Here is a 20,382-nt window from a genome sequence, read left to right as displayed (position 1 = left end):
TTCAGCCTTCCTGGAGGGTGGTGAGGCCGTGCTCGATGAAGACGGGGACGAGGTCGCCGATGCGGTCGAAGCCGCCGCCGACCGTCTGGCCCAGGGTGTAGCGGTAGTGGATGCCCTCCAGGATCACGGCGAGCTTGAACCAGGCGAACGCGGTGTACCAGGAGATGGCGGAGGTGTCGCGGCCGGAGCGGGCCGCGTAGCGCTCGATCAGCTCGGCGGGGGCCGGGTGGCCGGGCGCGCCGCTGGTGGTGGAGACCGGCGACTCGGGCAGCCCCAGGTCGGAGCTGTACATGACGAGCAGCCCGAGGTCGGTGAGCGGGTCGCCGAGCGTGGACATCTCCCAGTCGAGGACGGCCTTGATCTCGTCGTCGGCGCCGATCAGCGCGTTGTCCAAGCGGTAGTCGCCGTGCACCACGGTGGGCGCGGGGGAGACGGGGAGGTCGCGGCCGAGCGCCGCGTGCAGCTCCTCGATGCCGGGCAGCTCGCGGTTGCGGGAGGCGTCCAGCTGCTTGCCCCAGCGGCGCAGCTGCCGGTCCAGGAAGCCCTCGGGCCGCCCGAAGTCGCCGAGCCCGACCGCCTCGGGGTCCACGGCGTGCAGCTCGACCAGCGTGTCGACCAGGGCGAGCACCGCGGCGCGGGTGCGCTCCGGGCCGAGCGGGGCCAGCTGCTCCGCCGTGCGGTACGGGGTGCCCTCGACGTACTCCATGACGTAGAACGGCGCGCCGACGACCGAGTCGTCCTCGCAGAGCAGGAGCGGTTCGGGGACCGGGACCGCCGTCGGGTGCAGGGCGCTGATCACCCGGTGCTCGCGCTTCATGTCGTGCGCGGTGGCCAGGACGTGCCCCAGCGGCGGCCGGCGGACGACCCACTGCCCCGTGCCGTCGGTGACGACATACGTCAGGTTCGACCGGCCGCCCTCCACGACGCGGGCGTCGAGCGGTCCGTTCACCAGTCCCGGGCGCTCGCGGTCCAGGTGTCCGCGCAGCCGGTCGAGATCGAGACCTGGCGGATGGACGTGGCTCATCGTGCGTACCTCCGGGGTGGGCGAACGGTCGCTCTCATGATGCCGACCAGTCGGTATGTCGTCCAGTGCGTGCCCCGAACCGGATGTGGAGTCTCCTGTACCGGTCGGGCCGGGCCCCTGGTGTTCGATCGCATCCCTGAATAGGGTTCACGTATGGATACCGCGCTGCTCATCGAGGAAGTCCGGCTCACCCCGATCCTCATCGCCGACCCGCCCCTGCTCAACACCCAGGGCGTCCACCAGCCGTACACGCCCCGGCTCATCGTGGAGGTCGTCACCCGGGGCGGGGTCACCGGGATCGGGGAGACCTACGGCGACGGCACGTACCTGGAACTCGCGAAGCCGCTGGCCGCCGCCCTGCCCGGACGGCCGGTCAGCGATGTGAACGGGCTGTTCGCCCTGGCCGACGAGGTGTGCGGCGATTCACGGGAGGCCGACGAGCGGGTCGACGCGGGCGGGCTGCGCGGCGTCCGGACCGCGGACAAGCTGCGGCTCTCGGTCGTCTCCGGCTTCGAGGTGGCCTGCCTGGACGCGCTCGGCAAGGCCGTCGGGCTCCCGGTGCACGCGCTGCTCGGCGGCAAGGTCCGCGACCGGGTCGAGTACAGCGCGTACCTCTTCTACCGCTGGGCCGGGCACCCGGAGGGGGGCGAGCGCGACGACTGGGGCGCGGCCCTCGACCCGGCCGGCGTCGTCGCCCAGGCCCGCCGCTTCGCCCGCGACCACGGCTTCTCCTCCTTCAAGCTCAAGGGCGGCGTGTTCCCGCCCGACGAGGAGATCGCCGCCGTCCGCGCGCTCGCCGAGGCGTTCCCCGGGCAGCCGCTGCGCCTGGACCCCAACGGCGCCTGGTCCGTGGAGACCTCGCTGTACGTCGCCGAGCAGCTGAAGGACGTCCTCGAATACCTGGAGGACCCGGCGGCCGGCACCGACGCGATGGCCGCCGTCTCGGCCTCCACCGGCGTGCCGCTGGCCACCAACATGTGCGTCACGACGCTCGCCGAGGTGCCCGAGGCGTTCGCCCGGGACGCCGTCCAGGTCGTGCTGTCCGACCACCACTACTGGGGCGGGCTGCACCGCACCCGCGAGCTCGCCGCGATCTGCCGCCTGCACGGCGTCGGGCTCTCGATGCACTCCAACACCCACCTGGGGATCAGCCTCGCCGCGATGACGCACGTCGCGGCCACCGTCCCCAACCTGGACTACGCCTGCGACAGCCACTACCCCTGGCAGACCGAGGACGTCATCACCGCCCGCCACGTCTTCGAGGACGGCCGCCTCACCGTCTCCGACGCCCCCGGCCTCGGCGTCGAACTCGACCGGGACCGGCTCGCCGCCCTGCACCGCCGCTGGCTCGACGACGACGGCACGATGCGCGAGCGGGACGACGCCGCCGCGATGCGCAAGGCCGAGCCGGACTGGCGGACCCCGTCGATCCCGCGCTGGTGACACCCGGCTGAGTTGCGCGCGCCCCGCCCGGCCGCGAGGGTCGGAGCATGAAGGCGATCAGTTACAGCGGATTCGGCGACGAGAGCGTCCTGGAGTACGGCGAGCGGCCCGACCCGAAGGTGGGCCCCGACACCGTCCTGGTCAAGGTCCGGGCGGCGGCCGTGAACCCGGTCGACCGGCAGGCCCGCGAAGGCAACCTGGACGGCCTGCTCGACACGGTCTTCCCGGTGATCCCCGGCTGGGACGTCTCCGGGGTCGTCGTCCAGCCCGGCGTCGCCGTGGACGAGTTCGCGGTGGGCGACGAGGTCATCGGCTACGTGCGCGAGGACTTCCTCGGCCGGGGGACCTTCGCCGAATACGTGGCCGCGCCCGTGCGCACCCTCGCGCGCAAGCCCCTGCGCCTCAGCTTCGAGGAGGCGGCGGGCCTGCCCCTGGCCGGACTCACCGCCTACCAGGTCCTCCACCGCGTCCTGCGCGTCCAGGAGGGCGAGACCGTCCTCGTCCACGCGGCGGCGGGCGGCGTCGGTTCGCTCGCCGTCCAGCTCGCCCGGCACGCCGGCTGCCGCGTCATCGGCACCGCGAGCGAACGCAACCACGAGCACCTGCGCACGCTCGGCGCGGAGCCCGTGGAGTACGGGGAGGGGCTGGCGGACCGGCTGCGGGCACTGGCCCCCGACGGCATCGACGCCGCCTTCGACACGGTGGGCGGGGACGCGCTGCGGGCCTCCGCGGAGACCCTGGCCCCCGACGGCCGCCTGGCCTCCATCGTGGACACCGAGGTGTTCTCCTACGGCGGCCGGTACGCGTTCGTCCGGCCCGACGCCGACGACCTGGCCCACCTCGCCGAACTGGCCGAGCAGGGCATCGTCACCGTGCACGTCGACCGGGTCTTCCCGCTGGCCGAGACGGCGGCGGCCCAGCGGCTCAACGCGGAGGGCCGGACCCGGGGCAAGATCGTCGTCACCGTGGACTGGGACGCGCCGGAAGGGTGAGCGGGGGACCGGGACGCGCCGGCGAGGTGGGGGGCCGGGGAGCCGCCGTCAGAACAGCATCGCCGCCGCGAACACCGCCAGCGCCACCGTGCACGCGGCGGCCGTGATCGCGCCCGCCGCCTCCATGGGCTGCGGACGGGCGCCGCCCATGGACTGCACCCGGCGGTTCGCGACCAGGAGGAACCCCAGCCAGGCCAGGGCGCTCAGCGACAGCGCGACGACCCCCGCGCCCGTCGCCCCGCCGTGCAGGGTCTGCTTCACGGCCAGCACCGCGACCACCGTGCAGGACAGAGTCGTACGCCGCCACGCCAGCCGGGTCCGCTCCGGCTGGAGTCCCGGGTCGCGCTCCCCGGCGGTCACCGGCCCTCCCAGCCGAAGAGGACCACCACCACCATCGCCACCGCCACCACGGCGACCGCGACGCTCAGCAGCGTCGGGAAACGCGAGACCGGCAGGTCCTCGCCACGCCGCATCGCCCGCTCGCACCGCACCCAGTGGTTGACCGCCCGCAGCGCGCACAGCACACCGGCCGCGAGCAGCGCGAGCGCCAGACCCGCACGCACCCCCCAGGACAGCTCCGGCAGGAACTGGTCGACCGCGAAACCCCCGCCGATCAGGGCCAGCGCCGTCCGGATCCAGGCGAGGAAGGTCCGCTCGTTGGCGAGCGAGAAGCGGTAGTCGGGCGTCTCGCCCTCGGCGCGGACGCGCTCCGGTGCGAACCACAGCCGCAGGCTCTGTACGAATTCGTTCACGCGTGGACCTTATCCGCCGCTTTTCCGTCCACTTCCGATCGGCTCAGCCGGCTTCTTGGAACGCCCGCAGCCGCCGGTAGCAGTCCAGCCCGTCCGGCACCCACAGCCAGTCGCCCAGCCGCCGCTCCAGTTCCGCGTCGTCCAGGAAGGTGTGCCAGGCGACCTCCTCCACCTGCGGGTTCACCGGCAGCTCGCACCTGACCCGGTAGACCGACGACCACCAGGTATGGAGGCCGTCCTCGTACAGGAACTTGAACAGCGGCTCCGGGCGCGGGAGCCCCGAGACGCCCAGCTCCTCCTCGGCCTCCCGCAGCGCCGCCTCGTCGTAGCTCTCACCCGCGCCGACCACCCCGCCGACGAACATGTCGTAGTGCGAGGGGAACACCAGCTTGCTCGCGGTCCTGCGGTGCACGAAGACCCGGCCCTCGGCGTCCCGCGCCTCGATGAAGACGCACCGGTGGCGCAGCCCCCGGGCGGTCGCCTCGCCGCGTGGGGCCTGCCCCACGACCACGTCGTTCTCGTCGACGATGTCCAGGATCTCGTCAGAAGGGTTCATGACCGCCATCCAAGCGCAGGCCCCCGGCGGCCCGGCACCGCCCCGCGCTCAGTGCCGCTGAAGGCTGTGCGTACCGCGCCGCACCGGGCCCGCCGGCATCGCCGGATGCAGCCCCAGCAGCACGATGCCCGTCACGATCGCCGCGAGCCCCGCGGCCTGCCAGGCCAGCGCGCCCGGGTCCGTCCGCACCTGATCGCCCAGGAACCCGATCCCGCAGGCGATCCCGGCCAGCGGCTGGGCCGCCGTCAGCGCGGGCAGCGACATCCGCAGCGGACCCGTCTCGAAGGCGCTCTGCACCAGCAGCAGGCCCGTCACCCCGAGCACGAGCACCGCGTACGGCTGCCAGGACGTCAGCAGGCCCGACCAGCCGCCCTCCGAGAAGCGCTCACCGGTCACCCGGGTCAGCGCGTCCTGCAAGCCGTAGAGCAGCCCGGCCGCCACCGCGAGCAGCGCCGGCGACGCCCGCGACCTGCGGCGCTTGGCGAACGCGGTCAGCAGCAGGGCGAGCCCGGCCACCACCCCGACGACCAGCCAGTGCCGCAGCGGGCTCGACACCGCCTCGCCGCCCTTCGGCTCACCCGCCACCAGGAACGCCGCGACCCCGAGGGCCAGCAGCCAGAGCCCCGCCCAGCCCTGCCGGCCGAGCCGCTGGCCGGTGCGGTGCCGGGACAGGGCCATCGCGAAGAGCAGGTTCGTCGCCAGCAGCGGTTCCACGACGGAGACCTCGCCCTTGCCGAGCGCCAGCGCCCCCAGCACCATGCCGCACACCATGAGCCCGATGCCGGCCAGCCAGCTGCGCACCTTCATCAGGTCGAGCAGCAGCCGGAACGTCAGGTAGTCGCGCTTGGGCGCGTGGGCGGCGGCGGCCTGCTGGAACACGAAGCCGAAGCCCAGGCAGCAGGCGGCCGTCACGCCGAGCACGAGGACCAGCACCGACACGCTTGTCCACCCCACGTCAGGCCGGAGGAGGGTGATGTGTTCCGACGATAACCGCCCGCCCCGGCCGGTGCGGCGACGGCGCGGCCGACCGGGGCGGATGACCGGGCGGTTGACGCCGGGAGGTGCGGTGCCCAAGATCTGACGCACGAGTAACTTCGCGAGCCCCGACAAGGATGGAAACCATGGCGTACGACGCTGATGTGATCGTGATCGGGGCGGGGCTCGCCGGGCTCGTGGCCACCGCGGAGCTGGTGGACGCGGGGCGCTCGGTCCTCGTGCTCGACCAGGAGCCCGAGCAGTCGCTCGGCGGCCAGGCGCACTGGTCCTTCGGCGGCCTCTTCCTCGTGGACTCGCCCGAACAGCGCCGGATGCGCGTCAAGGACAGCCATGAACTGGCCCTCCAGGACTGGCTGGGCACGGCCGGTTTCGACCGCCAGGAGGACCACTGGCCGCGCAAGTGGGCCGAGGCGTACGTCGACTTCGCGGCCGGTGAGAAGCGCTCCTGGCTGCACGCCCAGGGCATGCGGTTCTTCCCCGTCGTCGGCTGGGCGGAGCGCGGCGGCTACGACGCGAACGGCCACGGCAACTCCGTCCCCCGCTTCCACATCACCTGGGGCACAGGACCCGGCGTCGTCGCCCCCTTCGAGCGCCGGGTCCGCGAGGGCGTAGCCAAGGGCCTGGTCACCTTCCGCTTCCGCCACCGGGTCACCGGCCTCGCCCGCACCGGGGGCGCCGTCGACACGGTGACCGGCGAGATACTGGAGCCGAGCGCCGCGCCGCGCGGGACCGCCAGCGGCCGGGAGAGCACCGGCACCTTCGAGCTGAGGGCCCAGGCGGTGATCGTCACCTCCGGCGGCATCGGCGGCAACCACGACCTCGTACGCGCCCAGTGGCCCGAGCGGCTCGGCACCCCGCCGGCCAAGCTGCTCTCCGGCGTGCCCGCGCACGTCGACGGACTGATGCTCGGCGTCGCCGAGAAGGCGGGCGCCCACCACATCAACCGCGACCGGATGTGGCACTACACCGAGGGCATCGAGAACTGGAACCCCATCTGGGACAAGCACGCCATCCGCATCCTGCCCGGCCCGTCCTCGCTCTGGCTGGACGCCACCGGCAAGCGGCTGCCCGTCCCGCTCTTCCCCGGCTTCGACACGCTGGGCACCCTCGAACACATCATGCGCACCGGCCACGACTACACCTGGTTCGTGCTGGACCAGAAGATCATCGGCAAGGAGTTCGCGCTCTCCGGCTCCGAACAGAACCCGGACCTGACCGGCAAGTCGGTCCGCGGCGTGATCGGCCGCGCCCGCGCCGACGTCCCGGGCCCCGTGAAGGCGTTCATGGACAACGGGGTGGACTTCGTCGTGGAGAAGGACCTCGGCTCCCTCGTCCGCGGCATGAACGCGCTCACCGGGGACGGCCTCATCGACGAGGACGCGCTGCGCCGCGAGATCACCGCCCGCGACCGGGAGATCGCCAACCCCTTCACCAAGGACCTCCAGATCACCGCGGTCCGGGGCGCCCGCAGCTACCTGGGCGACAAGCTGATCCGCACGGCGACGCCCCACCGCATCCTCGACCCGAAGGCCGGGCCGCTCATCGCCGTACGGCTGAACATCCTGACCCGCAAGTCGCTCGGCGGCCTGGAGACCGATCTCTCCTCGCGCGTCCTGACCGGCGACGGCACCCCGCTGCCCGGGGTGTACGCCGCGGGGGAGGCGGCCGGCTTCGGCGGTGGCGGGGTGCACGGCTACCGCTCGCTGGAGGGCACCTTCCTGGGCGGCTGCATCTTCTCCGGCCGCGCGGCGGGCCGGGCGGCGGCGAAGGCGGTCGGCTGAACCTTTCCGCCCCGGGCGCGTCCGTCCGGTGGGGTTCCGGGGGCGGATCCGTGGGGAGACGCGTTTATCCGGGCATGGGAAGAAGATGCCAGGAGTAGCCGAACCCGTCATCAACCTCGTCCGGCGCACCACGGAGCCCGTGGCGGCGCAGACCCTGCGCTCCACGGGCGCCGCGGTCATCGCCTATGCCGTGGCGACCGCGACCCTGACCGAGCCCGCACCCCTGACCGCACCGCTGACCGCGCTGCTCGTCGTCCAGGTCACCCTCTACGCCACCGTCAACATGTCGGTCAAGCGTGTGGTGGCCGTCATCGTCGGCGTCCTCATCGCGAGCGGCTTCAGTGCCCTGGTCGGGATTTCCTGGTGGAGCCTGGGGCTGACCATCTTCACGGCGCTGATCATCGGCAGACTGGTGCGGGTGGACGAGTTCGTCCCCGAGGTGGCGATCAGCGCCATGCTGGTCCTCGGCGTCACCTCGCAATCCGCGCGCTCCAGCATGGCGTGGGAGCGCGTGTACGAGACGCTGATCGGCGCCGGCGTGGGCCTGCTGTTCAACCTGCTGTTCGCCCCGCCCGTCTGGGTGCAGACCGCGGGCGCCTCCATCGACGGACTGGCGCGCGAGATGGGGCAGATGTTCCGCGATCTGGGGAGCGACCTCGCACGGCCGGTCACCGTTCCGGAGGCGGCCGAGCGGCTGCACCGGGCCCGCCGTCTCGACCACGACATCGTGGAGGTGGACGCCTCGCTGCGGCAGGCCGAGGAAAGCCTCATGTACAACCCCAGGGTGCGGCAGGGGCTGCTGCACCGCGTCGTGCTGCGGACGGGCCTCGACACGCTGGAGATCTGCGCCGTCGTCGTCCGGGTGCTGTCCAGGACCCTGACCGACCTCGCCAAGGACCGGGGCGACGCACCCCTCTTCCCGGCCGAGGTCGCCGCCCACATCACGGAACTGTTCGAGCAGATGGCGGGGGCCATCGAGAGCTTCTCGCTGCTCATCACGACCCCGGTCGCCGCCAGCGCCGAGGAGGCCGAGGACCGGCTCACCGAGGCACTCGACGCCAGCCGGAGGACCCGCGACCTGGTGGCCGACATGCTGCTGGCCGCCGTCCAGGAGCACCCCCGGAAGTGGCAGCTGCACGGGGCGCTCCTCGCCGAGGTGGACCGCATCCTGGACGAGCTCGACATCGAGAAGCGCGCCGAGCGCCTGGGCCAGGAGCTCGACCGCCGCTCGGCCGTGCTGCACGAACGCCACCCCCGGCTGCTCGCGTTCCGCCGCCGTCTGGGCCTGGTGAAGGGCGCGGGCCGGGGCAAGCGGACGGAGGCCGAGGTGCGGTGAGACCCGGTCAGCCCTCCGCGCCCGCCTCGATGCGCTCGACCACCCGGAACCGCTCGGCGACGATCATCGTCTCGTCGTCCACCGTGAACTCCGGGTCGCCGAGCGCGTCGCGCATCTCCTCGCTGTGCCAGAACCGCTCGTGGCCCGCCCGCCACTCGGCGACCGACGCATAGCCCTCGCCCTCGTCCAGCGCGTGCTGGAGATCGACGTCCGCCAGCCGCAGCACCCGTACCTCCGTCACTTCGAGTACGGCGATCTCCCGGCCGTCCGAGTCGATCAGGGCGGACCGCTCACCGACCGGCGGCAGCTCCTCGTTCTCGATCTCGTACTCCACGAGCAGTCCGGAGGTCGACACCTTCCGCCCGTCCAGAACCGCGGCGACCAGCTGGTCGCGGAGCGGGCCGGGGAAGGCGAACAGGCAGGGCTTGAGCGCTTCGCGGTTCGGCATGCCGTCAGTCTGGCACCGGGTCCCGGACCGGCGCACGGGAAATCTGACGGGACGGTGACGGCCCGCCGCCGCCCCTGGCGCACGGGCGCCCCGGGTGCTCGAATCGTCGGGTGAACACTTCCCCACCCGACGATGGCCCGGAGGCCGACGGCCCGGACGGCGTCGGCGCCCCCGTCGGCCGCCGCGTGCTCCTGGGCATGCTGGGGCTCGGCGCCGCCGGACTCGTCGCCGCGCCCGTGCTGCAACGCACCCTGGAATCCGGCCTGGGCGCGGTCGCCGGCAAGGACCCCACCGGGCTCACCGGGCTGCTGCCCAACGGCGGCGGTTTCCGCTACTACTCCGTGGCCTCCTCCGTACCGGCCAAGGGCGCCGCCGACTACCGGCTCAAGGTCGACGGGCTGGTCGACCGCCCGGCCACGTACACGCTGGACGCCCTGCACGGCATGGAGCAGACCCGGACCGTCCGGGACGTCCAGTGCGTCACCGGCTGGCGGGTGCCCTCGACCCCCTTCGAAGGGGTGCGGCTCTCCGCCCTGCTCGACGCGGCCGGGGTGCGGCCCGGGGCGAGGGCCGTCCGCTTCACCTGCTTCGACGGGACCTACAGCGAGAGCCTGACGCTCGCCCAGGCCCGCCGCGCCGATGTGCTCGTGGCGCTGCGGATGGACGACAAGCCGGTGTCGCACGCGCACGGCGGGCCGGTACGGCTCTACGTGGCCCCGATGTACTTCTACAAGTCGGCGAAATGGCTCTCCGGGATCACCGTCACGGACTCCGTACGCCCCGGTTACTGGGAGAAGCTCGGTTATGACGTCGACGCCTGGGTCGGCCGGTCCAACGGCCGCGACGACGCCCCCACCGTCTGAACCGGCCGGCCGGGTCCACCGGTTCGCCCGCCCGGTGCGCCTGGTGCACCGGGCCACCGCCGCCCTGATGCTGCTGTGCGTGGCGTCGGCCGCCTGCCTGTACGTGCCGCAGCTCGCCGAACTCGTGGGGCGCCGCCGCCTCGTGGTCACCGTGCACGAGTGGTCCGGGCTGCTCGTCCCCGTACCGCTGCTCGCGGGTCTGGCGGCGCGGTCGCTGCGGGCGGACCTGCGGCGGCTCAACCGGTTCGGGCCGCACGACCGGCAGTGGCTGCGGGCGGCGCTGCGGCGGGACCGGCGGCCCGGTGCGCGGCCGGCCGGCAAGTTCAACGCGGGGCAGAAGCTGTACGCGGCGTGGATCGCCGGGGCGGTGCTGGTCATGGCGGGCACCGGACTGCTGATGTGGTTCACCGGGTTCGCCCCGCTGGCGTGGCGCACCGCCGCGACCTTCGTCCACGACTGGCTGGCCCTCGCGGCCGGCCTGGTGCTGGCCGGCCACATCGCCCTGGCGTACGCCGACCCGGAGGCACGCCGCGGCATGCGCTCCGGGTCGGTGGGCCGGGAGTGGGCCCGCCGCGAGCACCCGTTGTGGGCACCCGGCGAGCGGGCGGGGGACCGGCTAGAGGATCAGTGAGAGCAGCAGGATGAAGACCAGCGAGACCACGGAGATGATGGTCTCCATCACCGACCAGGTCTTCACCGTCTGGCCCACGTCCATGCCGAAGTACTCCTTCACCAGCCAGAAGCCGGCGTCGTTGACATGGCTGAAGAAGAGCGAGCCCGCGCCGACGGCGAGGACCAGCAGGGCCGCGTGCGAGGTCGACATGTCGGCCGCGAGCGGGGCGACCAGGCCGGCCGCCGAGATCGTGGCCACGGTCGCCGAGCCGGTCGCGAGCCGGATCGCGACGGCGATCAGCCAGCCGAGGAGCAGGGCGGGGATCGACCAGTCCTCGGAGAAGTCCAGGATCATCTGGCCCACGCCCGCGTCGATCAGCGTCTGCTTGAAGCCGCCGCCCGCGCCCACGATGAGCAGCACGCCGGCGATCGGGGCGAGGGACTTCTCGACGGTGGTGGAGAGCCGCGCCTTGGTGAAGCCGGCCGCCCGGCCCAGCGTGAACATGCCGACGATGACGGCCGCGAGGAGCGCGATCAGCGGCGAGCCGATCACGTCGGTGACCTTCTGCAGCCCCTGCTCCGGGTCGTCCACGACGATGTCCACGAGCGCCTTGATCAGCATCAGCACGACGGGCAGCAGGATCGTGGCGAGGGTGGCGCCGAAGCCGGGACGGCGCTCCAGGTCCTCGGAGGGGCGCTGCGGGATCATCTTCTCCGGCGCCTTGATGTCCACCCAGCGGGCGGCGAAGCGGGAGAAGACCGGCCCGGCCAGGATCACCGTCGGGATGGCGACGACCACGCCGAGGGCCAGCGTGACGCCGAGGTTGGCGTCGAGCGCGTCGATGGCGACGAGCGGGCCGGGGTGCGGCGGGATGAGGCCGTGCATCACGGACAGGCCGGCCAGGGCCGGGATGCCGATGCGCATCAGGGAGTAGTTGCCGCGCTTGGCGACGAGCAGCACGACGGGGATCAGCAGGACGATCCCGACCTCGAAGAACAGCGGCAGGCCGATGATCGAGGCGATGAGGACCATCGCCCACGGCATGGCCCGCTTGCTCGTCCGCGCCAGGATCGTGTCCACGATCTGGTCGGCGCCGCCGGAGTCCGCGAGCAGCTTGCCCAGGATCGCGCCGAGCGCGATCAGGACGCCGACGCCCGCGACGGTCGAGCCGAGGCCCGCGGTGAAGCTCGCTATCGTCTTCGCCGGCGCGGCACCGGCGAACGAGCCGAGCGCCAGCGAGCCGATGGTGAGCGCGAGGAACGCGTGCATCTTGAACTTGGTGATGAGCAGGACGATGACGGCGATGCCCGCCAGGACGGCGATGCCCAACTGCGCGTTGCCGGCCGAGGTGATCGGTTCGACGGCGTCCGCTGCCAGCGTCTCGACGCTGAGACTGGTCACGGTGGTGGTCCTTAGCTGTCGAGCCGGCGCAACGCGGCGACGGCTCGCTGGGTGATTTCTTCGGGGGTGCCGGAGACGTCCACGGCGACGCCGGCCTCGTCGTCCTCCAGGGGCTGGAGGGTGGCGAACTGCGAGTCGAGGAGCGCGGTCGGCATGAAGTGGTCCTTGCGGGCCGCCATGCGCTCCTCTATGAGGGACCGGTCGCCGGTCAGGTGCAGGAAGACGGCGCCCGGGGCCTCGGCGCGCAGCCGGTCCCGGTAGGAGCGCTTGAGCGCGGAGCTGCTGACGACCCCGCCGAGACCCGCCCGGCCGTGCGCCCAGCGCCCGATCGCGTCGAGCCAGGGCCACCGGTCCGCGTCGTCCAGCGGGGTGCCGGCCGACATCTTGGCGATGTTGGCGGGGGGATGGAAGTCGTCGCCCTCGGCGTACGGGACGCCCAGTGCGTCGGCGAGCAGGGGACCGATCGTGGTCTTGCCGGTCCCTGCCACGCCCATCACCACGACGACGTGGGGGGTGCTCATAGCGGTGCCTCGCTGTCTCTTCGATGTCTTCCTCGACATCGGTCCGTCGCGCCACTGAAACTCATACGTACGACTTATTCAAGAGGGTGTGACGTAAACGTCGTACTTAATGTCCTCGGAGGCGGCCCCGTACCCTGGGTCCATGACCACACCTGCCCAGGGGCTCCACACGCATGTCCTGGACACCCTGGGCCTGGAGATCGCCGCCGGGGAGCACCCGCCCGGGCAGGTGCTCCGCACCGACGAGCTGGCCCAGCGCTTCGACGTCTCGCGCACGGTGGTCCGCGAGGTGATCCGGGTGCTGGAGTCCATGCACCTGGTCGAGTCCCGCCGCCGCGTCGGCGTGACCGTGAGGCCGGCCGAGGCGTGGAACGTGTACGACCCCCAGGTCATCCGGTGGCGGCTGGCCGGCGCCGACCGCCCCCGCCAGCTGCGCTCCCTCACCGTTCTGCGCTCCGCGATCGAACCGGTCGCCGCCTCGCTCGCCGCCCGCAACGCCACCCCGGAGCAGTGCGCCGAGCTGACCGAGCGCGCCCTCGGCATGGTCGCCACCTCGCGCGGCCAGCAGCTGGAGGGCTACCTCGCACACGACATCGCCTTTCACCGCATCGTCCTCAACGCCTCCGGCAACGAGATGTTCGCGCGCCTGGGCGACGTGGTCGCCGAGGTCCTGGCGGGCCGCACCCACCACCAGGTGATGTTCGAGGACCCGGACCCGGCGGCCGTCACCCTCCATGTCCGGCTCGCCGAGGCCGTACGCGCCGGGGACGCGGCCGAGGCCGAGCGGCTGACGAAGGAGATCGCCGTCGGCGCCCTGCACGAGCTGGACGTTCTCGCGCCCTGAGGCCGCCCGCCGCCCGGCACGGCGTACCGTTGCCCGTGATCGATCCCGGCCGAAACCGGGAGCACCGGTCTCAGCGAAGAGTCGGGAAAAGGGAGTCCACGGGAATGCCGCAGCACGTACAAGGGGTCATCGCGCCGGGGAAGAACGAACCGGTCCGCGTCGAGACGATCGTCATCCCGGACCCCGGCCCCGGTGAGGCCGTGGTCAAGGTCCAGGCGTGCGGCGTCTGCCACACCGACCTGCACTACAAGCAGGGCGGGATCAACGACGAGTTCCCCTTCCTCCTCGGCCACGAGGCCGCGGGCGTCGTGGAGTCCGTCGGCGAGGGCGTCACCGACGTGGCGCCGGGCGACTTCGTGATCCTCAACTGGCGCGCGGTGTGCGGCCAGTGCCGCGCCTGCCTGCGCGGACGCCCCTGGTACTGCTTCGACACGCACAACGCCGAGCAGAAGATGACCCTCCTCGACGGCACCGAGCTCTCGCCCGCCCTGGGCATCGGCGCCTTCGCCGAGAAGACCCTCGTCGCCGCCGGCCAGTGCACCAAGGTCGACCCCGAGGTCTCCCCGGCCGTCGCCGGACTCCTCGGCTGCGGTGTCATGGCCGGCATCGGCGCCGCCATCAACACCGGCCAGGTCGGCCGCGGCGACTCGGTCGCCGTCATCGGCTGCGGCGGCGTCGGCGACGCCGCGATCGCGGGCGCCCGGCTGGCCGGCGCGGCCCGGATCATCGCCGTGGACATCGACGACCGCAAGCTGGAGACGGCGAAGTCGATGGGTGCGACGCACACCGTCAACTCCCGCTCCACCGACCCCGTCGAGGCCATCCGCGAGCTGACCGGCGGCAACGGCGCCGACGTCGTCATCGAGGCCGTCGGCCGCCCGGAGACGTACCAGCAGGCGTTCTACGCCCGCGACCTCGCCGGCACCGTCGTCCTCGTAGGCGTCCCCACCCCCGAGATGCGGCTGGAACTCCCGCTGCTCGACGTCTTCGGCCGCGGCGGCTCGCTCAAGTCCTCCTGGTACGGGGACTGCCTGCCGTCCCGCGACTTCCCGATGCTGGTCGACCTCCACCAGCAGGGCCGCCTCGACCTCGCCGCGTTCGTCACCGAGACCATCGGCCTCGGCGACATCGAGCAGGCGTTCGGGCGGATGCACGACGGCGACGTGCTGCGCTCGGTGGTGGTGTTCTGATGGCCGCCCGCATCGACCACCTCGTCACCTCCGGCACCTTCGCGCTCGACGGCGGCGAGTGGGACGTCGACAACAACGTCTGGATCGTCGGTGACGACTCCGAGGCCGTCGTGATCGACGCCGCCCACGACGCCGCCGCGATCGAGGAAGCCCTCGGCGGCCGTACGCTGCGCGCCATCATCTGCACCCACGCGCACAACGACCACATCGACGCCGCCCCCGCGCTCGCCGACGCCACCGGCGCGCCGATCCTGCTGCACGCGGACGACCTGCCGCTGTGGAAGCAGACCCACCCCGACCGGGCACCCGACGGCGAGCTGGCCGACGGCCAGGAGATCACGGTGGCCGGCACCACGCTGACCGTGCTGCACACCCCGGGCCACGCCCCCGGCGCGGTCTGCCTGCACGCCCCCGGGCTGGCCACGGTCTTCACCGGGGACACCCTCTTCCAGGGCGGGCCCGGCGCCACCGGCCGGTCCTTCTCGTCGTTCCCGGTGATCGTGGACTCCATCAGGGACCGGCTGCTCACCCTGGACCCGGCGACCGAGGTGCGCACCGGCCACGGCGACTCCACCACCATCGGCGCGGAGGCCCCGCACCTGGACGAGTGGATCGCCCGGGGCCACTGACGGGACTCACCGGTCCGGCCACGAGGAGAGCCGCAGCCCGCTCTCGAAGCGGCGCGGCTCGCCCGTGACCGGATCGGTGAACTCCAGCACCCGGGCCAGCAGTTGCAGCGGGCGCGAGAAGTCACCGGGCGCGGCGTCCGGCTCGGTCACCGGGTAGACCGGATCGTTGACCAGCGGCAGGCCCAGGCTGTTCATGTGCACCCGCAGCTGGTGCGTGCGCCCCGTGGCGGGCAGCAGCCGGTAGCGGCCGAGCCCCCGCCGGCGCCCGATCAGCTCGATCCGGCTCTCACTGTTCGGCTCGCCGGGCTCCTCGCGCGCCGCGAGCACCCCGCGCTCCTTCACGATGCGGCTGCGCACCGTACGCGGCAGCACGAGCCCGGGATCGTACGGAGCCACCGCCTCGTACTCCTTGCGCACCAGCCGGTCCCGGAACAGCGTCTGGTACGCCCCGCGCTCCCCGGGCCGCACCACGAACAGCACCAGCCCCGCGGTCAGCCGGTCCAGCCGGTGCGCCGGCTGGAGCTCCGGCAGATCCAGGTCGCGGCGGAGCCGGGCCACCGCCGTCTGCGTGATGTGCCGGCCACGCGGCATCGTCGCCAGGAAGTGCGGCTTGTCCGCGACGACCAGGTGCGCGTCCCGGTACACCACCCCCACCGGGAACGGCACCGGCTCCTCCGGCGCGAAGTCCCGGTGGAACCAGAGATAGAGCCCCGCCAGGTACGGCTCGTCGCCGGTGACCGGGCCCGCCGTCGACACGAACCGGCCCCCGGTGAGCAGCGCTTCCACCCGGTCCGCGCCGATCGCCCCCGCGAACCGGTCCACCAGATGGTCCCGAACCGTCGCCCACCGCCCGTCCGGGTCGGCGGGGAGCCGGACCCGGACCGGATCGACGCCGTCGCGCTGGGGCAGCGGCGACGGCGGCGGCTTCGCCCGGCCTCTCACCGGGGGCCCTCGCCCGGCACCGGGAAGCTGATGGTTCTCATGGTGCCGGGCATCCTTTCACGGAGGCCGCTCGCAGAGGGCTACCAGACTCTCCGTATCGCCGAATCCTGCGCCGCCCAGGACGTACGCTGCCGAGCGGTCCGCGACCTGGTCGACATGGCTGCCCGCGACCGCCGACGTACGCTGCCCGAACTCCACCGCCTGAGCCGACGACTGGGAGCCCCAGCGTGACGACACAGCCCTTCCTGTACGTCGTGGTCTGCGCAGCCGGGATCGCGGGCGACGCCCACAAGCTGATCACCGCCGCACAGGACAAGGGCTGGGGCGTCGGGGCCGTAGCCACACCCCAAGGGCTCGGCTTCCTCGACGCGGAAGCGATCGAGGCCCAGACCGGTTACCCGATCCGCTCGGCCTGGAGCAGTCCCGGCGACCCGCGTCCACTCCCGCCCGCCGACGCCATCGCCGTCGCACCCGCCACCTCCAACACGATCAACAAGTGGACGGCCGGCATCGCCGACACCCTGGCCCTCGGCATCCTGTGCGAGGCATACGGGATGGGCATCCCGACCGCCGTCCTCCCGTACGTGAACACGGCCATGGCCGCCCACCCGGCGTACGGCCGGAGCCTGGACCAGCTCCGGGAGATGGGCGTATTGATCGGGTCCTACGCGCCCCACCGGCCGAAGACCGGCGGTGGGGCGGACCGCTTCTGCTGGGTGGAGGCGCTGGAGCTGCTGGAGGGCAAGATCGCCGATCCTCCCGGAACGTGATCGCCCTTCCGGCAGTTGGAGTGCAGGGAGGGAAACCGCGGCAGCTTCGGAACGCCTCACCCTCTACCACGAACCTCGTCGCGTACAGCACCGCGAAGGCCGGGCTGCTGGGACTGACCCGCTCCCTCGCCCGCGAACTGGGTCCGTTCGGGATCTGCGTCAACACCGTCATGCCCGGCGCCATCCAGGTCGAGGCCGAGAAGACCCTCCCCGCCCAGCACCGTGCGCGGCCGGACGACCAGATCAAGCGCCAGTGCGTCCCGCGCCGTGGCCGCCCCGAGGACGTCGCCGCCCCTGGTGGCGTTTCTCGTAGGCCCCTCCGCCTCGTTCATTACGGGGCAGTCCGTCCACGTCCACGGCGGCTGGCTGCTCCACTGAGACCCACCGACAAGCAAGGAGACTCAACGAAATGATCGAACGAGTCCGTGCCGTCCTCGTCACCCCCGACCACACGATGCTGGTCATCCGCCGCACCAGGCCCGGCATCCCCGAGTACTGGGTCCTGCCCGGTGGCGGCGTCGAACCCACCGATGAGTCTCGCGAGGCCGCTCTCCACCGAGAGATCCACGAAGAGATCGCCGGTAAGGCCGACATCATCCGTCTGCTCCACACGATGGAGTCCGACGACGAGCGCCAGCTCTTCTACCTCGCCCGCATCGCGACCTGGTCCTTCGACGACCGCACCGGTCCCGAGTTCAGCGCCGAGGGGCGCGGTGAGTACGCGCTGGAGGAGATCCCGCTGACCCTGGCGGGTCTCGACGGTATCGACCTCAAGCCCGAGGACATCGTCCAGGTCCTGCGGGGAGCCATCAGGGCCGGAAGCCTCGGAATCGAGGCATCCCTCTGAACCTTCGAGTGCGTCAGCACGCCATCAGGGCCGACTCCGAGGTGGTCGGCCCTGATGGCGTCGCTGGATGTTGTTCGCTTGGCGCTCAGGACGCGGGAAACGTCACCTTCAGCGGGCCGCAGCCGATCCGCTCGGACTCCGCCGCCACGTACGCCGGGAGCAGGTCGCGGGTGAACGTGAAGCGGTTGCCCGCGCCCGCCGGACGCAGCTGCTCCATGACGAACATCACCTGGCCGGTCTGGCAGACTGCCCGGAACACCGCCCGGTTCCCGCCCACCTTCCCGTAACCCCCGGTCCCCGTGACGGGCGCCCCGGAACGCAGCGCGTCCCAGGAGTAGATCTCCGCGAGCACCGGGTCGGTCACCGTGGTCAGCCGCACGGACGCCTCGCGGAACGAGCTTCCCGCCTCGCAGACCCGGGCCGGGCCGCCCTCGCCACCGACGCGGGTCTCGTCCAGTTCCTTCCGGTACGCCGCCGGCAGGGTGAGGCCCTTGATCCCGCAGAAGGCGGACGGCTCGGTGTCGTCCCACTTCACCGGCGCGGCCAGATCGCGCGGCTCCCGGTACGTACCGGAGCAGCCGAAGTCCTCGATCACCCCGTTGACCGCGTCGATCAGCGCCCCGGTCAGGGCCGCCCGGTCACGCAGGGTGTACTCCGAAGACACCTCGAAGTCCGCCCGGCCCATGCCGATGTCCACCACCGTGGGCCCGGTGAAGTCGTCGCGCCCGGTGCACGCCTGCGGCAGGGCGATCCAGGCCCGCGAGGGCGAGGCCATGCCGGGCAGCCCGTCGCCGAGCGACACCATCCCCGAGGACAGGAACTCGCTCGGCCAGTCCTGCGAGTCGGTGCCCCGCAGCCCGTCCAGCCGGCGCACGTTCACCGTCACCTGGCGGCGTGCCCGGTCGCCCTCGTAGCTCGTGATGCGGCACTGGCCGTACGAACCGCCTTCGCCCATCGGGTCGTTGTGCAGCGACTGCTCCTCCACCTCGGTCCTGCGGTCCCCGAACAGGGCGTCCATGGAACCGGAACCCAGCGAGTCCCAGCAGGGCGAGGGCCCCAGCAGCGGAAGCGTGTCCGTGCGCCAGGCGACCGTGCCCGCGCCCAGCAGGGCCCCGGCCAGCGCGGCGACGGTCGCGGCCCGCACGGTACGGCTGCGCAGCAGACGGCGCAGGAGCGGGGGCCGGGGGGCCTCCGGGGCGGCCGGGCTTTCCGTGTCCGTCACGGCGTTCTCCTCGCTCACGCGTCCTCACCGCTTCCGCATCCGATGCGCTTCCCCACGGACTCCACGAACCGTTCGAACACCCGCTGGTCCGAGGGGCGTCCCCGGTCCTGGAGTCCCGCCTCCACATGCCCGTAGAACACCGTCTGCCGCCCGTCGCAGCTGCGGCGCACCAACCCCTGCTCCGGACCCTCCGGCAGGCCCTTGAACAGGGCCGCCAGGCGGAGTCCGTTCGCCATCACGTACTGCGCGGACGGCTCCTCGGACATCCGCAGCTGCTTCCACGCGACCGAGCACGTCTGGAGCCGGTCGGTGACCGCGCCCACCTGCTGCCGGTAGCGCGAGCCCTCGCCGTAATCGAAGGTCATGCCCGGTATCCGGCACAGCGGTGACGAGGCCGACTCCTCGTCCTCGGCCACCGTCACCATCGGGGAGCTGCTGCGCAACGGCTGCGCGGGCGCGCACCCCGCCTTCTCCATTCCGGTGCTGGCGGCGGCGAGCAGCATCCGGACCACATCGGGGCGCGTGGCGATCGTGAACGGCATGGAGACCTTGCCGAGATGGCCGTCGCCCGTGCTCTCGGCGCGGATCGTCACCACGGACGGGGTGCCGTCCTTGTCGCAGGCCGACGGCAGCACCAGCATGCCCCGGTCCCCGGCGACCAGGCCGTCGAGCCCGTCCGGCAGAGGGGAGGCCGATCCGTGGAAGTAGTGCGCCAGCCAGGCCCGCCGCTCCTTGGCCCCGGCGGGCACCGGCCCGTACTCCAGGGTCACCGACTCCTCGAAGGCCAGCGGCTCGTCCGAGTCGTCGTCCTCGACCGATGAGGTGACGGACACCGTGCAGGTGCCGCGCGGGCGGGCCGCCGAGGGCGCGGCGGACTGGGTGGAGCCGCGCTCGGAGCCGGACCTCCCCAGCGCCTCGTCACCGAGGAAGGACGGGCCGCTGTTCTGTTCCCACGCGCCCCAGCAGTAACTGTCCCGGAACGGCCCGCTGTCCGTCGCCCACAGGACGGTGCCCGTCGCCAGCACCGCCCCGGCCACCACCCCGGCGATGACCGAGGCCCGTCGCCTGCCGATGCCCATCACATTCCCCCTTGCGAAGCAGTAAAGATCGCGCAAAGTGCCGATGCTACGACCTCACCGGCGGACCTGCGGAAGGGGGTCGCGGGCGCAACCCGGCACAGAGCGGACCCGGTTGCCGATTTCGTAGGGCACC

23 protein-coding genes and 1 pseudogene are annotated in these 20,382 nt (G+C 72.5%); 13 read left to right on the top strand and 11 right to left on the bottom strand.

All coding sequences use genetic code 11. From position 1 onward, the window contains the following. Nucleotide 1 precedes the first annotated feature (1 nt). Nucleotides 2–1,024: a phosphotransferase family protein gene (locus ABZ565_RS24310; RefSeq protein ID WP_361030601.1), complete on the bottom strand. Its 1,023-nt coding sequence runs from the start codon at nt 1,022–1,024 to the stop codon at nt 2–4. Nucleotides 1,025–1,177: 153 nt separating this feature from the next. On the opposite strand from ABZ565_RS24310, the gene ABZ565_RS24305 reads away from it, so the two are divergent. Both ABZ565_RS24305 and ABZ565_RS24300 read left to right on the top strand, forming a co-directional pair. Then, nucleotides 1,178–2,467 carry a glucarate dehydratase family protein gene (locus tag ABZ565_RS24305; RefSeq protein ID WP_361030598.1) on the top strand — a complete coding sequence of 430 codons (1,290 nt, stop codon included), beginning with the start codon at nt 1,178–1,180 and terminating at the stop codon, nt 2,465–2,467. A 47-nt stretch (nt 2,468–2,514) separates the two neighbouring features. Continuing rightward, nucleotides 2,515–3,459 (top strand): NADP-dependent oxidoreductase, encoded by a 945-nt coding sequence (locus ABZ565_RS24300; RefSeq protein ID WP_361030595.1) that lies wholly within the window; start codon nt 2,515–2,517, stop codon nt 3,457–3,459. A gap of 48 nt (nt 3,460–3,507) precedes the next feature. Here ABZ565_RS24300 and ABZ565_RS24295 read toward each other — a convergent pair whose 3' ends face one another. Genes ABZ565_RS24295 through ABZ565_RS24280 form a run of 4 tightly spaced genes read right to left on the bottom strand, consistent with a single transcriptional unit; the run spans nt 3,508 to nt 5,706 of the window. Further along, nucleotides 3,508–3,819: a DUF202 domain-containing protein gene (locus tag ABZ565_RS24295; protein WP_361030593.1), complete on the bottom strand. Its 312-nt coding sequence runs from the start codon at nt 3,817–3,819 to the stop codon at nt 3,508–3,510. Next, nucleotides 3,816–4,211: a DUF202 domain-containing protein gene (locus ABZ565_RS24290; RefSeq protein ID WP_361030590.1), complete on the bottom strand. Its 396-nt coding sequence runs from the start codon at nt 4,209–4,211 to the stop codon at nt 3,816–3,818. Before ABZ565_RS24290 ends, ABZ565_RS24295 begins: the two co-directional genes overlap by 4 nt. 43 nt (nt 4,212–4,254) lie before the next feature. Then, nucleotides 4,255–4,767 (bottom strand): NUDIX domain-containing protein, encoded by a 513-nt coding sequence (locus ABZ565_RS24285; RefSeq protein WP_361030587.1) that lies wholly within the window; start codon nt 4,765–4,767, stop codon nt 4,255–4,257. 48 nt (nt 4,768–4,815) lie between these two features. Further along, nucleotides 4,816–5,706, bottom strand: coding sequence for a DMT family transporter (locus tag ABZ565_RS24280; RefSeq protein ID WP_361030584.1), 891 nt, complete (start codon nt 5,704–5,706; stop codon nt 4,816–4,818). A 182-nt stretch (nt 5,707–5,888) separates the two neighbouring features. Here ABZ565_RS24280 and ABZ565_RS24275 point away from each other — a divergent pair, with 182 nt between their 5' ends. Together ABZ565_RS24275 and ABZ565_RS24270 are read left to right on the top strand one after the other, a co-directional pair. Next, complete coding sequence (locus tag ABZ565_RS24275) at nt 5,889–7,544, top strand: FAD-binding dehydrogenase (protein ID WP_361030581.1); 1,656 nt, start codon at nt 5,889–5,891, stop codon at nt 7,542–7,544. An 85-nt stretch (nt 7,545–7,629) separates the two neighbouring features. Further along, entirely contained in the window at nt 7,630–8,880 is a 1,251-nt protein-coding gene (locus ABZ565_RS24270) for an aromatic acid exporter family protein (RefSeq protein WP_361030578.1), read from the top strand. 7 nt (nt 8,881–8,887) lie between these two features. Here ABZ565_RS24270 and ABZ565_RS24265 read toward each other — a convergent pair whose 3' ends face one another. Then, nucleotides 8,888–9,328 carry an ASCH domain-containing protein gene (locus ABZ565_RS24265; RefSeq protein ID WP_361030575.1) on the bottom strand — a complete coding sequence of 147 codons (441 nt, stop codon included), beginning with the start codon at nt 9,326–9,328 and terminating at the stop codon, nt 8,888–8,890. 110 nt (nt 9,329–9,438) lie between these two features. On the opposite strand from ABZ565_RS24265, the gene ABZ565_RS24260 reads away from it, so the two are divergent. Both ABZ565_RS24260 and ABZ565_RS24255 read left to right on the top strand, forming a co-directional pair. After that, complete coding sequence (locus ABZ565_RS24260) at nt 9,439–10,191, top strand: molybdopterin-dependent oxidoreductase (protein ID WP_361030572.1); 753 nt, start codon at nt 9,439–9,441, stop codon at nt 10,189–10,191. Continuing rightward, nucleotides 10,133–10,822: a cytochrome b/b6 domain-containing protein gene (locus ABZ565_RS24255; RefSeq protein WP_361030569.1), complete on the top strand. Its 690-nt coding sequence runs from the start codon at nt 10,133–10,135 to the stop codon at nt 10,820–10,822. The genes ABZ565_RS24260 and ABZ565_RS24255 overlap by 59 nt, the downstream gene beginning before the upstream one ends. On the opposite strand, the gene ABZ565_RS24250 is transcribed toward ABZ565_RS24255, so the two are convergent. Then, a complete protein-coding gene (locus ABZ565_RS24250; RefSeq protein ID WP_361030566.1) occupies nt 10,808–12,205 on the bottom strand; it encodes a gluconate:H+ symporter in 1,398 nt (465 codons plus the stop codon). The genes ABZ565_RS24255 and ABZ565_RS24250 overlap by 15 nt on opposite strands. 11 nt (nt 12,206–12,216) lie before the next feature. Continuing rightward, nucleotides 12,217–12,726 (bottom strand): gluconokinase, encoded by a 510-nt coding sequence (locus ABZ565_RS24245; protein ID WP_361030563.1) that lies wholly within the window; start codon nt 12,724–12,726, stop codon nt 12,217–12,219. A gap of 142 nt (nt 12,727–12,868) precedes the next feature. On the opposite strand from ABZ565_RS24245, the gene ABZ565_RS24240 reads away from it, so the two are divergent. The 3 genes from ABZ565_RS24240 to ABZ565_RS24230 all read left to right on the top strand — a co-directional run bounded on the left by ABZ565_RS24240 (nt 12,869) and on the right by ABZ565_RS24230 (nt 15,389). Further along, on the top strand, nt 12,869–13,570 hold the full coding sequence (locus ABZ565_RS24240; protein WP_164640645.1) for a FadR/GntR family transcriptional regulator: 702 nt from the start codon (nt 12,869–12,871) through the stop codon (nt 13,568–13,570). 104 nt (nt 13,571–13,674) lie between these two features. Continuing rightward, nucleotides 13,675–14,760, top strand: coding sequence for an S-(hydroxymethyl)mycothiol dehydrogenase (locus tag ABZ565_RS24235; protein ID WP_361030559.1), 1,086 nt, complete (start codon nt 13,675–13,677; stop codon nt 14,758–14,760). Then, a complete protein-coding gene (locus tag ABZ565_RS24230) occupies nt 14,760–15,389 on the top strand; it encodes an MBL fold metallo-hydrolase (protein WP_361030556.1) in 630 nt (209 codons plus the stop codon). The genes ABZ565_RS24235 and ABZ565_RS24230 overlap by 1 nt, the downstream gene beginning before the upstream one ends. Before the next feature lie 6 nt (nt 15,390–15,395). On the opposite strand, the gene ABZ565_RS24225 is transcribed toward ABZ565_RS24230, so the two are convergent. Further along, on the bottom strand, nt 15,396–16,331 hold the full coding sequence (locus ABZ565_RS24225; protein WP_361030553.1) for a pseudouridine synthase: 936 nt from the start codon (nt 16,329–16,331) through the stop codon (nt 15,396–15,398). Between the two features lie 64 nt (nt 16,332–16,395). Between ABZ565_RS24225 and ABZ565_RS24220 the strand changes: the two are divergent. The 4 genes and pseudogenes from ABZ565_RS24220 to ABZ565_RS24205 all read left to right on the top strand — a co-directional run. After that, nucleotides 16,396–16,562 (top strand): annotated as a pseudogene (locus ABZ565_RS24220) (transcriptional regulator); the annotation flags it as partial. Next, nucleotides 16,559–17,101, top strand: coding sequence for a flavoprotein (locus tag ABZ565_RS24215; protein WP_361030550.1), 543 nt, complete (start codon nt 16,559–16,561; stop codon nt 17,099–17,101). The pseudogene ABZ565_RS24220 and the gene ABZ565_RS24215, both read left to right, overlap by 4 nt. Continuing rightward, the gene (locus ABZ565_RS24210) at nt 17,098–17,514 is read left to right on the top strand and encodes an SDR family oxidoreductase (RefSeq protein WP_361030547.1); all 417 of its coding nucleotides are present in this window, start codon (nt 17,098–17,100) and stop codon (nt 17,512–17,514) included. The genes ABZ565_RS24215 and ABZ565_RS24210 overlap by 4 nt, the downstream gene beginning before the upstream one ends. After that, nucleotides 17,511–17,948 carry an NUDIX domain-containing protein gene (locus tag ABZ565_RS24205; protein ID WP_361030544.1) on the top strand — a complete coding sequence of 146 codons (438 nt, stop codon included), beginning with the start codon at nt 17,511–17,513 and terminating at the stop codon, nt 17,946–17,948. The genes ABZ565_RS24210 and ABZ565_RS24205 overlap by 4 nt, the downstream gene beginning before the upstream one ends. Before the next feature lie 85 nt (nt 17,949–18,033). On the opposite strand, the gene ABZ565_RS24200 is transcribed toward ABZ565_RS24205, so the two are convergent. Both ABZ565_RS24200 and ABZ565_RS24195 read right to left on the bottom strand, forming a co-directional pair. Continuing rightward, nucleotides 18,034–19,170, bottom strand: a complete 1,137-nt coding sequence (locus ABZ565_RS24200; RefSeq protein ID WP_361030541.1) for a hypothetical protein — start codon at nt 19,168–19,170, stop codon at nt 18,034–18,036. Nucleotides 19,171–19,184: 14 nt separating this feature from the next. After that, nucleotides 19,185–20,249 (bottom strand): hypothetical protein, encoded by a 1,065-nt coding sequence (locus ABZ565_RS24195; protein ID WP_361030538.1) that lies wholly within the window; start codon nt 20,247–20,249, stop codon nt 19,185–19,187. Nucleotides 20,250–20,382 lie beyond the last annotated feature (133 nt).

It is taken from the genome of Streptomyces sp. NPDC016469, assembly GCF_040632905.1.
Classification (GTDB): domain Bacteria; phylum Actinomycetota; class Actinomycetes; order Streptomycetales; family Streptomycetaceae; genus Streptomyces.
Note: the sequence above shows the minus strand (reverse complement) of the source record. Positions and strands in the feature narration are given on the sequence as shown.